Raw genomic sequence first — 13835 nt, forward strand, 5'->3', positions numbered from 1 at the left:
GCTGCGATCACATCTTCTTTAACGGCGCCGCGGTGGGCGGCGGCGGTACCGGGCCCGGGTCGTTGAAACACAGCATGATCTGATCGATGCCGAATTGATCGGCCAGGACCTGGGCAATCACAGCATGCACCAGGTCCAGGTCGACCGAGGGCGCCGCGACCGTGATGGTGGCCGCGATCGCACGGCCATGCTCACCGGCGACCAGGCGCAGGTCGTCCACCGCTTTCACGCCCGGGTCGGTAAACATCGCCGCACGGACCTGTTCCAGGTTGAGCTCGTTCATGGGGACTCCAAAGCAGTGCTACCGGCGCGGGGAGCTCGGTCGCGATGCAGCCAACGATAGAGCACCGGCAGCACCAACAAGGTCAATGCGGTGGATGAGACGATGCCGCCGATGACGACAGTGGCCAGCGGCCGCTGCACTTCCGAGCCAGCACCGACATTCAAGGCCATGGGTAGGAAGCCCAGCGAGGCTACCAGGGCGGTCATCAACACCGGTCGCAGGCGTCCAAGGGCGCCGTCGCGCACAGCGTCGTCTAGCGGATCGCCCTGTTCGCGCAGACGGCGGATGAAGGCGATCATGACCAGCCCGTTGAGTACGGCCACGCCCGACAGCGCGATGAAGCCCACGCCGGCAGAGATCGACAACGGAATCCCGCGCAGAGCCAGTGCCAGCACACCGCCGGTCAGCGCCAGCGGCACGCCACTGAACACAATGGCCGCATCCTTGGCCGAGCCGAAGGCCATGAATAGCAGAGCGAAGATCAACGCCAGTGTCACCGGAACGACCACGCCCAGGCGTTGGGTGGCCGAGATCAGCTGCTCGAAGGTGCCGCCGTAATCGATCCAGTAGCCCTCTGGAAGCGCGACATCCTGGCCGATGCGTGTGCGCAACTCGCCGACGAACCCGCCCAGATCGCGCTCGCGCACGTTGGCGGTGATCACCACGCGGCGCTTGCCGTTCTCGCGGTTGATCTGATTGGGCCCGCGCTCTACCTGGATCTTCGCCACTTCCCGCAGCGGCACCGTGCGAGGCCCCCCATTGGCGCCGGCGGCCAGACGGCTGGACTCATCGACACTGGTGCTTGCCGGCAGCGGAATGGGCAGATCTGCCAGCACAGCGGGGTCTTGGCGCTGCGCTTCGGGCAGGCGCACGACCAGGTCGAAGCGGCGGTCGCCCTCGATCAACTGGCCGGCAACACTGCCCCCAATGGCGGTGGCCACCGTTTCCTGCACATCGCCCGGGTTCAGGCCATACCGTGCCAATGCCGCCGGATCTGGCGTGATGGTCAGCAGCGGCAGGCCGGAGACCTGCTCGGCCTTGACGTCTTCGGCGCCGGGGACGCTACGCATGACCCGCTCGACCCGGCTGGCCAGGCGCGTCAACTGGTCAAGGTTGTCGCCGTAGACCTTGACCGCCACGTCCGAACGGACGCCGGAGATCAACTCGTTGGTGCGCATCTGGATGGGCTGGGTGAACTCGTAGTTGCTGCCCGGGATTTCCTTGGCCGCCGCCTCCAGCTCTTCCACCAGCTCGGCCTTGGGCTTGCGCGGGTCGGGCCACTGGTCGCGGGGCTTGAGCATCAGGAAGGTGTCGGCCATCGACGGCGGCATAGGATCGGTGGCCACCTCGGCGGTGCCGATCTTTGAGAAGATGTTGGCCACCTCCGGGAACTGGGCCAGGCGCTTCTCCAGCGTTTCCTGCATGGCCACCGACTGCTCCAAGCTGGTGCCGGGAATACGCATGGGCTGCAAGGTGATGTCGCCCTCATCCAGGCTCGGCACGAACTCCGAACCCAAGCGGGTGGCCAGCACGCCACAGCCCACCACCAGCACGGCCGCGCCGGCCAGCACCACCACGCGCCGACGCAGGGCCCAATCCAGCAGCGGCGTATAACGGGCACGCGACCAGCGCATCAGGCGGTTGTCGTGCTCAGCCACACGGCCGCGCAGGAAGCTGGCGATCGCCGCCGGCACGAAGGTCAGCGACAACACCATGGCGCCGGTCAGGGCCAGCACCACCGTGATCGCCATCGGGTGGAACATTTTTCCTTCTACCCCGGACAGCGAGAAGATCGGCAGGTAGACCGCGGCGATGATGCCCAGGCCAAACAGGCTGGGACGGATCACCTCGGCGGTGGCCGAGGCGGTCAGGTCATAGCGCTCTTCATCGTTGAGCTGGCGGCCTAGCGCGTGCTGCGCCTCGCCGAACCGGCGCAGACAGTTCTCGATGATGATCACCGCCCCGTCCACGATCAGGCCGAAGTCCAGCGCGCCCAGGCTCATCAGGTTGCCCGACACGCCGCCACGCACCATGCCGATGATGGTGAACAGCATCGCCAACGGGATCACCGCCGCGGTGATCAACGAGGCGCGCACATTGCCCAGCAGCAGGAACAGCACCACCACCACCAGCAGCGCGCCCTCGATCAGGTTCTTGGACACCGTGCCGATGGTGCGATCCACCAGCGCGGTGCGGTCATAGACGGCCTTGGCATGGACGCCGGCAGGCAGGCTGGCGTTGGCGGCATCCAGCTTGGCCGCGGCCGCCTGGGAGACTTCCCGGCTGTTGGCGCCGAACAACATGAAGGCGGTACCGACCACGACCTCGTGGCCATTCTGGGTGGCCGCGCCCGTGCGCAGCTCCTTGCCTTCGCCCACGCTAGCGACGTCGCGCACCCGAATGGGCACGCCATCGCGCCGGTCCAGCACGATGTTGCCGATTGCCTCCAGATTGGCTAGCTGGCCCGGCACGCGCACCAGGAACTGCTGTCCGTTGCGCTCGATGTAGCCGGCGCCGATGTTCTGGTTGTTGCGCATGACCGCGGCGACCACGTCGTTCAACGTGAAGCCCAGCGCCACCAACTGAGCTGGATCGGGAGTGATGTGGATCTGCCGCTCGAAGCCGCCGATGGTGTTGACCTCGGTGACGCCGGGCGTGGTGCGCAGCTGCGGCCGGATCACCCAGTCCTGCAGGGTGCGCAGGTCCGTGGCCGTGTACGGGGTGCCGTCGGGCTTGCGAGCGTTGGGCTCGGCCTCCACGGTGTACATGAAGATCTCGCCCAACCCGGTGGAGATCGGCCCCATTTCCGGGTCCAACCCTTCGGGAAGCTGGGAGGCGATCTGCTGCAGGCGCTCGGCGACCTGCTGGCGGGCAAAGTACAGGTCGGTGCCGTCCTTGAAGACGACGGTGACCTGCGAAAGCCCGTAGCGCGACAGCGAGCGGCTGTAGTCCAGCTTGGGCAGACCGGCCATGGCCGTTTCGATGGCAAAGGTGACCCGTTGTTCGGCCTCCAGCGGCGAGTAACCCGGGGCCTGGGTGTTGATCTGGACCTGGACGTTGGTGATGTCGGGTGTGGCGTCAATGGAAAGGTGACGGTAGCTCCACACGCCCAGCGCAACCAGCGCAGCGGTGAGCACTAGCGTCAGCCAGCGATGGCGGATGGACAGCCCAATGAGGCGTTCGAGCATGGCGGGCCTCATTCTTCTTCCACGGTGGACTTTTCGATGTCGGCCTTGATCAGGAAGCTTTGGGCCACCACCACCTGTTCACCGGCCTTGAGGCCTTCCAGCACTTCGGCGCGTTCGGCGTCGCGGCGCCCCAGCTTCACCGGCCGGGTGTGGTAGGTTTCGCCCTGCTGCACGTAGACCACGTCCTGGTCTTCTGCGGTCTGCAGCGCCGTGATCGGCACCACCAACGCTGCCGATTGGCGATCCACGGTGACCCGCGCCTTGACCGCCGACCCCGGCCGCCACAGGCCATCGGTGTTGGCCACCGTGCCGCGCGCAATGGTGCTTTGGCTGGCGGTGGCGGTGCCGGGCAGGACGCGCTCCAAGGTGGTCTGTGCGGTGACGCCATCGCTCAAGCGGGTAACCGTCACCGGCACGCCAGCACCGATGTGCTGGGCGTCGGCGCCGAAGATGTGCAGGTCCACCCACAGCGTGGACAGGTCGGCGACCTCAAACAGCGGCGCGCCCTCAGCGGCGGCCATGCCTACGGCGGCCGTGCGCGCCATGACCACGCCACTGATCGGCGCGGTGACGGTATAGGTGGTCAGGCTCAGGTTGCTCTCTACCGTGGCCAGTGCCTGGCCGGCCCGTACCTGATCACCCACGCCCGCACGCACGGAGCGGACCGGTCCGGGGAAGCGTGCCGTGACCTGCGCGATGCGACCGTCAATCGGGGTCAACAGCCCTTGCACCTCATGCTCGTCAGCAATCTCACCGGGGCCTGCCGGTGCGACCTGGATACCCGCTGCCTGCGCAGCTTTGGCGGCAATCTTGGTTTCCAGCGGCGCTTCCTCGTGCTCGCCGTGCTCTTCGCCCTCAGCGGCGGCGCCGCCTTCGGACGCTTCGTTGGGGGCCGACGCGTTGCAGGCGGCCAGCATCATCAGGGCCATGCCCAGTGCGGTCCAAGAAAAGCGATTCATGGGGTCTCTCCGGTGGAAGCAGCCGCCGGCGGCGCGACAAGCGCTTGGCCGGTCAGGCGTTGAATTTCGATCAGGGCGCGCTGCGCATCGAGCGCCACGTCCAGCTGCTGCTGGGCCATGGCCGTGCGTTCGGACTGCAGCTGTGCCCATTCCAGGTAGCTGATCGCGCCGGCGCGATAGGCGCGCTCGGCGGCCTTCTCAGCCCGGGCCAACTTCGGCAGCACCTCGCCTTGCAGCCGTGCCACCTCGGCCTGCGCCACGGTGTAGCGACCATGGGCTTCGACCAGCGTGGAATACAGCGACAGGCCCTTGGCCTCGCGCTCGATCGTCAGAACCTCCAGCTCGGCTTCGCCGGCGCGGATCTCCGGCTGCGCGCGGCTGCGGCTGCCCAGTGGCATGGACAGGCTGGCCACCAGCGCGGTGTCGTCAGTCTCCTGCAGGCGGCGCACGCCCAGCTGCCACGACAAGTCCGGCGAGGCCGCCGAACGCGCCAGCTGCAGTCGTGCCTGCGCGATCCGGCGGGCATCGGCAAACTGCGCCAACTCGGGAGTGCGCTCCAATTCCTCGGCCAGCGACTGCATGGACGCGATCGCCGGCAGGGTCATGGGATCCGCCGCGGCCACCTCGAAGCTCGGAGCACGTTCGCCCCAGAGGGCAGCAAGGTGCTGCCGGGCGGCAATGCGCTGCTGCTCGGCCCGATCACGGGTCAACTCTGCTCTCGCCAGTGCTGCTTGTGCGGTGAGCATCACCGATTCGGGAGACGCGCCAGCCTGCAGGCGCTGCCGGGCAGCGGCGACGGTCCGCTGGCGCTGGCCGACATCCATGTTCGTCAGGCTGCGTTGCCGGTCGGCACCGACAACGGCCAAATAGCGCTGCGCCGTCTCGGCGAGCAGGTCCAGCCGCCTGGTCTCGCGCTGCACGGCCAGTGCATCAATCCGGCTTTGGGCCAAGGTGCGGCGGGCGTCGAGCTTGCCGCCGCGCTCCAGGACCGAGCTCAGGCTCAAGGTCAACTCCGCGCTGTCCAGGCCACGGGCCGCGCCCGTGCCCAGCGCATTTTCAACCTCCGCCCCCAACGTCCACGGTGGCCGCTGCACGGCCTGGTCGCGCTCGGCAGCGAGCACCGTGGCTCGCGCATCGACCAGGCGCAGCTCGGGGTGGGTTTGGGCCACGCGTGCAAACGCGTCGTCCAAGGTCATCAGCTCTTCTGCTGTCGCCGGCGTTGCCGCCGCGCTCAACAGTAGCCACGCGGCCAGGGCCGCCAATCGCACATGCATGAAGTACTCCAGAATTTTCGATAGCCAACAGGGATCCGGCGCACGCCGGCGCGCATCACCCTGCGATCGGCGGCCGGAACGGCGCGAGCAGGTGCTCATGCCGATATCTGTCCGCATGGGCTGTCGCCGACGGCCAATGCCGGCCGATATGAGCAATGGCCAACACTATTTCTGGAGCCGGCGCGGCCTGGCTACAGCACAGCACCAGCTGCTGTAGCCGGTGCAGCGCGGCGTCTACGCCACGCTCGGAAGCTGGTGATGCCACTGCCGGGTCATGGTCGGCCGCGGCCAGATGGGTTTGAGCATGGAGCTCGCCAACCACTGCCAGCACCGGCTGCGTCACAAGGCCCACGGCCAAGTGCGCCAGCAGCAGCCAGCGCAGGCCACAGCTCAGCCGGCCAAGCGCTGTCATGCAGGCGTTTTGCGCGCGTCGGCACGCGCCCGGCGAGCATCACCCAAGATCTCGAAAGCCTCCTTGATCACATACAGGCCGATCAGGGCGCCGATCACGAAATCCGGGTAGGGGCTGGCCAGCCACCACACCAACAGGCCGGCCAGAATCACCCCAACGTTGGCCACCACATCGGCGCGGGTAAACAGCCAGGTCGCTCGCAGATGCACTTCGCCAGACTTCAAGGGGGCGAGCATACGGAGCACCTTCAGGTTCACGGCCAGCGAGACCAGAGCGGTACCGATCATCCAACCGCTGACCGGCTCGGCGCCGTACATCACCCGGCGGCCGACTTCGACCAGCACGCCTACGCCCAGCACCAGCAGCACGCTGCCACTGACCCACGCGGCGTTGGCCTTGAAGCGCGCCGTGCGCCCGATAGCGACCAGGCCAATGGCATAGGCGGTGGCGTCAGACAGCATGTCCAGCGCGTCAGCCAGCAGCCCGGTGGAATGGGCAATCCAGCCGGCAATGCCGCCGATCACGGCCATCGCTGCATTCAGGACCAAGGCGATCCAGAGGATGCGTCGCTCCTCCTTGTTCTTGGCTTCGTGGTGGCACCCGCAATCACTCATGTCTTGGTCCTCTGCTGTGTTGTTTCATTGCTTGTTTGCGCCTGGCTGTCTACGCACACCGGAACGGGCATTGGCGAGGAACCCCACGATGGCGGCGGTGCCTACCAATACCTGCGCCAGCAGCGACTGCCAGGTGGGATACAGGCCGATCCACTCGATGCGCGGCAACGCGAGCGGTGTTTGAGAGATCCAGCCCGCTTCCTGCAACGCGGCCACGCCTTTACCGATCAGGATGACCGCCATCACCGCGATGAGAATCGAGCTGATCGAAAAGAACCGGCCAATCGGCAGCCGCCTGCTCATGCGCAGCATCCAGTACGCCACCGCAGCCAACACCGCGATTCCCGCCGCCAGGCCTGCGAGGATGGCGGTGGACGCCTGATCGCTCCACATCGCGATGTAGAACAAGATCGTCTCAAACACCTCGCGGTACACCGCGACAAAGGCCAGCATGAACAGGAAAACAGCCGAGCGCCGTGTCAGCGCAGTCGTCAGCTTGGCGTGCAGGTACTCCTGCCACCGCCCTGCAAGGCTCTTTTGGTGCATCCAGATGCCTACGCTGAGCAGGACAGCGGCAGCGAACAAGGCCGAGACGCCCTCAGTGACTTCCCGGTTCGCACCGCTGATATCAACAAAGTAAGTGGCCACCGCCCAGGTAGCTGCGCCTGCCAACAACGCGCAGATCCAAGCCGCATGCACATACGGCAACACATCAGACCGCTCGGCTTTACGCAAGAACGCCACGATACCAATCACGATCAGCAGCGCTTCCAGTCCTTCGCGTACCAAGATGGTAAAGCTGCCTAGAAACGCGGTGCTGGCGCCTATTCGGGTGTCCTGCAGCGCCACGTCCGCGCGATCAAACAGCTGGGCAATTTGCGCTGCCTGCCCGGCAACGTCAGCCGCGGGCGCATGCTGATCCAGCTGCGCGCGGTAGCCTGCCATGGCCGTCTCGATCTCTCGCAGCAATGACGGATTGCGCGTGGCCAGCGTGGGTTCAAGCGGCTCTACACCATCCAGATAGGACGAGAGCGCAAGCTTTTTGGCTTGAGCCAGGTCCTCATCAGCGTAAGCGCGCTGGCTGGCGGCCAGTCGCTGCCGCGCCACCGCAAAGCGATCGGCTCCTGGTACCGCTTCGTTTACTACCTGTGGCTGCGAACGCAGGTAGGCGATGATCGCGTTTGCCTGATCGGCGGGCATCGTGGTGGCAAGATCGGCCTCTCGCGTGCGTGTCAGCGCTTCGAGCGAGGGAATGTGCGTATGGGCCTCGGCACTGGTGCGCCATAACGCCTCACCTTGAGCCTTGGCTTGCGAGGAGTACCCCAAGCTGCCCACATAGAATGCCAACGCCCAGCGATCACTTTCTGACAGCCCAGAGAAGCTGACCATGCCGGTACCCGGCACACCCTGGGAAATGACCTCGTACAACGACAGCGGCGTTCGCTGCGCGGCGCGAGTGGCATCGGTGAACGCGATCGGCGGCGGACTTAACGCTTGCGCGGCGGGGCCATCACCGTGACCTGTGGGGCCGTGACAGGCCGCGCACTGCTGGCTGTAGATGGACGCGGCCTGGGAGGTCTTCGGCGCGCTCGCCGGAACAGCGCCGATCGGGTAGCGGGCCAACAGCGTCGTGCCGAGCCCGCGCGCCAACGTTGCCACTTGCGCCGGGTCGGCCTTCTCTGCCACCGCCTGGACCAGGCGGTCGGCCTGGGCCGTCAGCTCCTGCTGGTTCTGGCCACTGGGCAATGCTGCCAGCTGACTGCGCACGGCGCCGGCAAACTCGCTCATTTCGGCGTATTCGTTGGGGGCAATTACGCGACCGGCCTGGACCGCGCCGGGGTAGTCGACCGCGATGTAATCGAGCATCTGCCAGGTTTGGCGCAGGTCTGCTGCGGCAGGCTCCGCCTGAGCAGAAGCGGGCAGAACCCAGCCGATCAGCAAGGCAATCAGGCAGTAGCGAATCAAGGCGATGGGCAGTGGCATGGTCGTCACATGCAGCGCCGCGGCCGGAGTGGCGGCGGATACGGGTTCAGCGTAAAGTCCGTAGCTACTACGGAGTCAAGCGTACTACGAATGAAAATCAGTGAGGCTGCCGACGCCAGCGGATGCCACTTGGAGACGATTCGCTATTACGAGCGGATCGGGTTGCTGCCGCGCCCGGGGCGCACGGGCAACGGCTACCGGGTCTATGGCCCGGCCGACATCGAGCGGCTGCGCTTCATTGCGCGTGGCCGGGACCTGGGCTTCAGCCTGGAGGAGGTCCGCAGCCTGCTGCAGCTGGCCGGCGATGAGGAGCTTTCGTGCGGGGACGTGGACCGGTTGGCCCGCAGCCATCTGGCCGACGTGCGCGCCCGCATGGCCGACCTGCAGCGCATGGCCAGCGAGCTGGAACGGGTGATTGCCAGTTGCCATGGCGGGCAGCGGGCGGAATGCACCATCCTGTCGACGCTGCGCCAGACGACCTCGGTGGAGGCCACGCGCCAGTGACCGAACTGGACCGCTACCTCGATGCGGCCACGCGCCAGAACACGGTGCGCAGCTATGCGTCGGCGCTGCGGCACTTCGAGGTTGAATGGCAAGGCCACCTCCCAGCGACACCTGACAGCGTGGCCCGGTACCTGGCCGCTTATGCGCAGACCTTGGCGACCAGCACCCTCCGCCAACGTCTGGCGGCCATCGCCTCTTGGCACCGCGACCACGGCTTTGTCGACCCGACCCGATCGCCGCTGGTGCGCAAGGTGCTCAAAGGCATCCAGACCCTGCACCCGGGCCAGGTCAAGCAAGCCGCGCCGCTCCAGATTCGGCGGCTGGTCGAGCTCGATGACTGGCTGGCCGCGGCGATCGCTGCGGCACATGCCCGGGGCGATGGGCCGGCGGCGCTGCGCCATCAACGAGACCGAGCGCTGGTGCTGCTCGGGTTCTGGCGGGGATTCCGTGGCGATGAACTGCTGCGTCTGGACGTGGCCCATCTCACGCTGGTGCCGGGACAGGGGATGACCTGCTTCTTGCCACGCAGCAAGGGTGATCGCCAAGCAGCCGGCGTCACCTACAAGGTGCCGGCGCTGTCGCGGTTATGTCCGGTGGAGGCGACCCAGGCGTGGCTGCAGGCGGCCGACCTGCAAGAAGGGCCGGTGTTTCGGGCAGTCAACCAATGGGGCCAGGTGAGCGCCGAAGGCCTGCATCCCAACAGCTTGGTGCGCCTGCTGCGCGAGTTGCTGACCAGTGCAGGCTTTGCCGATGCGGGGCTCCACAGCAGCCATTCGTTGCGCCGCGGCTTTGCCAGCTGGGCCAACGACCAAGGCTGGGACATGAAGGCCTTGATGGAGTACGTGGGCTGGCGCGATGTGCAGTCGGCCATGCGTTACCTGGACGGGCGTGACCCGTTTGCCCGGGACCGCATTGAAGCAAGCCTGCCCAGTCCAACCGTGCCGGTACCGGCGATGGCACTGCCGGCGCCGGAGGGCAAATCGGCCCTGCAGCTGCGCCTGCGCATGGTGCTGACCCCGTTTGCCCGCACGGGCCGCGGCGCGGCCAAGGCCCGAGGCCGAATTGAAGAGATCTGCTTGGCCCCGTTCCAGGCTGTGCGCCTGAACACCGCCAGCAGCGAGTACCAGTTGACTGCTCCCACCGATCCCGAAAGGGATCTGGATGAAATCCTGGCCACGTTGCTCGATGACATGCACCGCATGGCCGATACGCACCAGTGCTTCCTGGAAGCGTCGCTCAGTACAGACGACGGCCGGCACTGGGACTGATCCCCCTCACACCCTCCGGATCCAATGGCTACCCTTCACGAGACCGCCTACCCGCGACTGAAGCCTGATCCCACCGCCAAGGAACTGGAGGAGATCTATACCCCGACCGCCGCTGAGATTGCATTCGCCAAGCAGCTGACCACCCAGCCGGGTCCGCAGCTGGCGGTACTGATTCATCTCAAGCTCTTCCAACGCTTGGGCTACTTCACGCTGTTGGCCGACGTACCCGAGCGGATCCGGAAGCACATCGCCAAGGCCGCCCGACTCGGGCGCGTATTGGACACCGACCAGCTCGAACGCTACGACGCTTCCGGCAGCCAGCGCCGGCATATGCCGCAGCTTCGGCAATTCATCGGGGTACGTCCCCTGGATAAATCGGGCTTGGCTTGGCTGGACACAGTGGCCACCGGAGCAGCCCAGACCAAGCACACCATCCCGGACATCGTGAACGTCCTGCTCGAAGAGCTGGTGCACCATCGCTACGAACTGCCCGGTTTCCGCACTCTGGAGCTGGCCGCCATCGGCGCCCGTGAGCGGGTCAATCTGGGCTACTACCGCAGCATCAGCCACGCGCTGACGCCTGCCACGCGCACGCTCATCGACGAACTGCTGCGCGCACCGGAAGGGTCCAGGTTCACCGGCTGGCAATCACTCAAGCGCGAGCCCGGCCGGCCCACCAACAAGGAAGTTCGGTTCTACCTGCAGCACATCCGCATGCTGCAGCAGTTGGCCGACCAGCTGCCTCCCATCGATGTGCCGGTGCCCAAGCTCAAGCAGTTCCGTGCAATGGCTCGGGCCTATGACGCCAGCGAGCTGGCCGAACTGGCTCCGGACAAGCGCTATGCGCTGGCCACCATCTTCATTCGCGCCCAGCATGCCAAGACACTGGATGATGCAGCCGAGTTGTTCATCAAGCAGGTGCGCGGGCTGGAGAACACGGCCCAGCAGAAATTGCTGGCCTACCAGCTCGAACATGCCAAACGGGCCGACTTCCTCATCGGCCAGCTCAAGGAAATCCTGCAGGCCTATCAGCTAGACGGCAGCGATAGTCAGCGCGTGGATGCCATCGACAACAGCCTGGAAGCGGAAGTGTCGACCTTGCTGGCCGAATGCGAAGAACATATGGCCTACGCCGGGAAGAACTACCTGCCTTTCATGCTGCAGCCCTATGGCGCGGTCAGGCCGCTGCTGTTCAATGGGCTGGAGCTGATGAAACTTCGGGCGACCAGCCACGACGCCGGCATGGAGCCGCTGATCGCAGCGGTGCTCTCGCTGCGCAACCAGCGCCGTGAGCTGATCGAGGTCGCCTCCCTCGGTTTGGACCCGGAAAAGGACTTTGACTGGATGTCCAAGCTCTGGTGTCAGCACGTGTTCGGCAAGCGGGCCAGTGCAGCCGGCGCCGGCTGGATGCACCGTAAGTACTTCGAGCTGGCCGTGCTGGTGCAGGTCAAGGACGAACTGAAGTCCGGAGATCTCTTCATTCCCAGCAGCGAACGGTTTGATGACTACCGTGAGCAGCTGGTCGATGAAGCCACCTTGGCCCAGGAACTGGAAGCCTACGGCCAGGTGTCAGGCCTGCCCACCGACGCCGAGTCTTTCGTGGCGGGATTACGTGCACAACTGACCTCCCTGGCCGATGAGGTCGACGCGCGTTTCCCGGAGAACGTACATGCGGACATCCTGGATGGGCGCCTGGTGCTGCGGAAGGGGCAACGCGCCGAAGTCTCCAGCGCGATTACCACGGTGGATCGCCTCATCGCCGAACGGCTTCCAGAATCCAGCATCGTCGATGTCCTGATCGATGCCAGCCAATGGCTGGATCTGCACCGTTTCTTCCGCCCGATCGCCGGCACCGAGAGCCAGGTCGAAGATCTGCCCCGACGTGTGATCACCACGCTATTCTGCTATGGCTGCAACCTGGGGCCGACGCAGACGGCGCGGTCGATCAAGGGCTTCAGCCGGCGCCAAGTCGCTTGGCTCAACCTGAAATACGTGACCGAGGATGTGCTTGAGAAGGCCATCGTGGAGGTCATCAATACCTACAACAGATTCGACCTGCCTGGCTATTGGGGCAGCGGCAAGAGCGCATCAGCTGATGGCACGAAGTGGAGCGTCTACGAGGACAACCTGCTGTCGGAGTATCACATCCGCTACGGCGGCTACGGTGGCATCGGCTACTGCCACGTGTCCGACAAATACGTAGCGCCGTTCAGCCACTTCATTCCCTGTGGCGTGCACGAGGGCATCTACATCCTCGACGGTCTGTTGGCCAACACTTCCGACATCCAGCCTGAGATCGTCCATGGCGACACGCAGGCCCAAAGCTATCCGGTCTTCGGCCTGGCCCACATGCTGGGCATCCAGCTGATGCCCCGGATCCGGAACATCAAGGACCTGACATTCTTTCGGCCCGAACCGGGTAGGGCTTATAAGAACATCCAGGCACTGTTCGGGGACAGCATCGACTGGCAACTGATCGCCACCCATCTCCACGACATGCTGCGGGTGGTGATCTCAATCCGATTGGGCAAGATCACCGCGTCCTCGATCCTGCGCCGGCTGGGCACCTACAGCCGGAAGAACAAGCTGTACTTCGCCTTCCGGGAACTTGGCAAGGCCGTTCGAACGCTGTTCTTGCTGCGCTACATTGATGACAATGAGATCCGCAAAACGATCCATGCTGCCACCAACAAGAGCGAGGAATACAACGGCTTCGTGAAATGGGTGTTCTTTGGCAGCCAGGGGATCATTGCTGAGAACGTCCAACACGAGCAGCGCAAGATCATCAAGTACAGCCAGCTGGTGGCCAACATGATCATCCTCCACAACGTGGAAGGCATGAGCCGGACCTTGGCCGAGATGAGGAAGGAGGGGATTGAACTGACGCCCGAGATCCTGGCCGGCCTGTCGCCTTATCGGACCAGCCACATCAATCGCTTCGGCGACTACCACCTGGATCTTGAAAGGGAAGTGGCGCCGCTGAGCTACACAGCCAAGGTGCTTGAACAGACCCCATAGATGGGGAGAACCTGATCGAGAGACGAGCAATCAACTTTGAAATTCAGTCGCTTAGGCAGCTTTTGGCCCTGTACGTAATGATTCCCTGCCGACCCTCTTCAAGGTTCATCCCAGCGACTGCCCAGTTGAAGGCCGCTCTTTCGTGGGCATTGAGTTCCGCGTCGATAGCGTCAATTGACTGCCGGTATTGCTGCTGGGTTCCATTCGTAACCATCTTCTTGTCTGTCGGACCGCTGCAGGCAGCTAGCAGTGCTGATGCTGCCAGGATCAGTGTTGCTCTGCTTCTGGCCGCGGTGATGAAGCGGTATGGCTGTTCGCTCATGCGTCCCCCT

Annotated in this window: 11 protein-coding genes; 3 read left to right on the forward strand and 8 right to left on the reverse strand. The window is 65.1% G+C overall.

All coding sequences use genetic code 11. From position 1 onward, the window contains the following. Positions 1–7: 7 nt before the first annotated feature. The 7 genes from B9Y64_RS19215 to B9Y64_RS19245 are packed head-to-tail and all read right to left on the reverse strand — an operon-like array spanning position 8 to position 8713. Positions 8–283: a hypothetical protein gene (locus B9Y64_RS19215; RefSeq protein ID WP_019184735.1), complete on the reverse strand. Its 276-nt coding sequence runs from the start codon at positions 281–283 to the stop codon at positions 8–10. Next, positions 280–3471, reverse strand: a complete 3192-nt coding sequence (locus B9Y64_RS19220) for an efflux RND transporter permease subunit (protein WP_049402758.1) — start codon at positions 3469–3471, stop codon at positions 280–282. The genes B9Y64_RS19215 and B9Y64_RS19220 overlap by 4 nt, the downstream gene beginning before the upstream one ends. 8 nt (positions 3472–3479) lie before the next feature. Then, on the reverse strand, positions 3480–4430 hold the full coding sequence (locus B9Y64_RS19225) for an efflux RND transporter periplasmic adaptor subunit (RefSeq protein ID WP_021201906.1): 951 nt from the start codon (positions 4428–4430) through the stop codon (positions 3480–3482). Further along, positions 4427–5704 (reverse strand): TolC family protein, encoded by a 1278-nt coding sequence (locus B9Y64_RS19230; RefSeq protein WP_043033510.1) that lies wholly within the window; start codon positions 5702–5704, stop codon positions 4427–4429. Before B9Y64_RS19230 ends, B9Y64_RS19225 begins: the two co-directional genes overlap by 4 nt. A 55-nt stretch (positions 5705–5759) precedes the next feature. Then, positions 5760–6116: a hypothetical protein gene (locus B9Y64_RS19235; protein WP_012480228.1), complete on the reverse strand. Its 357-nt coding sequence runs from the start codon at positions 6114–6116 to the stop codon at positions 5760–5762. Next, positions 6113–6730 (reverse strand): cation transporter, encoded by a 618-nt coding sequence (locus B9Y64_RS19240; protein WP_005413376.1) that lies wholly within the window; start codon positions 6728–6730, stop codon positions 6113–6115. Before B9Y64_RS19240 ends, B9Y64_RS19235 begins: the two co-directional genes overlap by 4 nt. Before the next feature lie 24 nt (positions 6731–6754). Then, the gene (locus B9Y64_RS19245; RefSeq protein WP_100442040.1) at positions 6755–8713 is read right to left on the reverse strand and encodes a cytochrome c/FTR1 family iron permease; all 1959 of its coding nucleotides are present in this window, start codon (positions 8711–8713) and stop codon (positions 6755–6757) included. A 90-nt stretch (positions 8714–8803) separates the two neighbouring features. On the opposite strand from B9Y64_RS19245, the gene B9Y64_RS19250 reads away from it, so the two are divergent. The 3 genes from B9Y64_RS19250 to B9Y64_RS19260 are packed head-to-tail and all read left to right on the forward strand — an operon-like array spanning position 8804 to position 13503. Beyond that, a complete protein-coding gene (locus B9Y64_RS19250) occupies positions 8804–9217 on the forward strand; it encodes a MerR family transcriptional regulator (RefSeq protein ID WP_012480230.1) in 414 nt (137 codons plus the stop codon). Further along, on the forward strand, positions 9214–10485 hold the full coding sequence (locus tag B9Y64_RS19255; protein ID WP_005413373.1) for a site-specific integrase: 1272 nt from the start codon (positions 9214–9216) through the stop codon (positions 10483–10485). Before B9Y64_RS19250 ends, B9Y64_RS19255 begins: the two co-directional genes overlap by 4 nt. Before the next feature lie 24 nt (positions 10486–10509). Further along, a complete protein-coding gene (locus B9Y64_RS19260; protein WP_043033507.1) occupies positions 10510–13503 on the forward strand; it encodes a Tn3 family transposase in 2994 nt (997 codons plus the stop codon). 43 nt (positions 13504–13546) lie between these two features. Here B9Y64_RS19260 and B9Y64_RS22065 read toward each other — a convergent pair whose 3' ends face one another. Then, positions 13547–13825, reverse strand: a complete 279-nt coding sequence (locus B9Y64_RS22065) for a hypothetical protein (protein ID WP_033835997.1) — start codon at positions 13823–13825, stop codon at positions 13547–13549. Positions 13826–13835 lie beyond the last annotated feature (10 nt).

Source organism: Stenotrophomonas maltophilia (assembly GCF_002799245.1).
GTDB classification, from domain to species: domain Bacteria; phylum Pseudomonadota; class Gammaproteobacteria; order Xanthomonadales; family Xanthomonadaceae; genus Stenotrophomonas; species Stenotrophomonas maltophilia_S.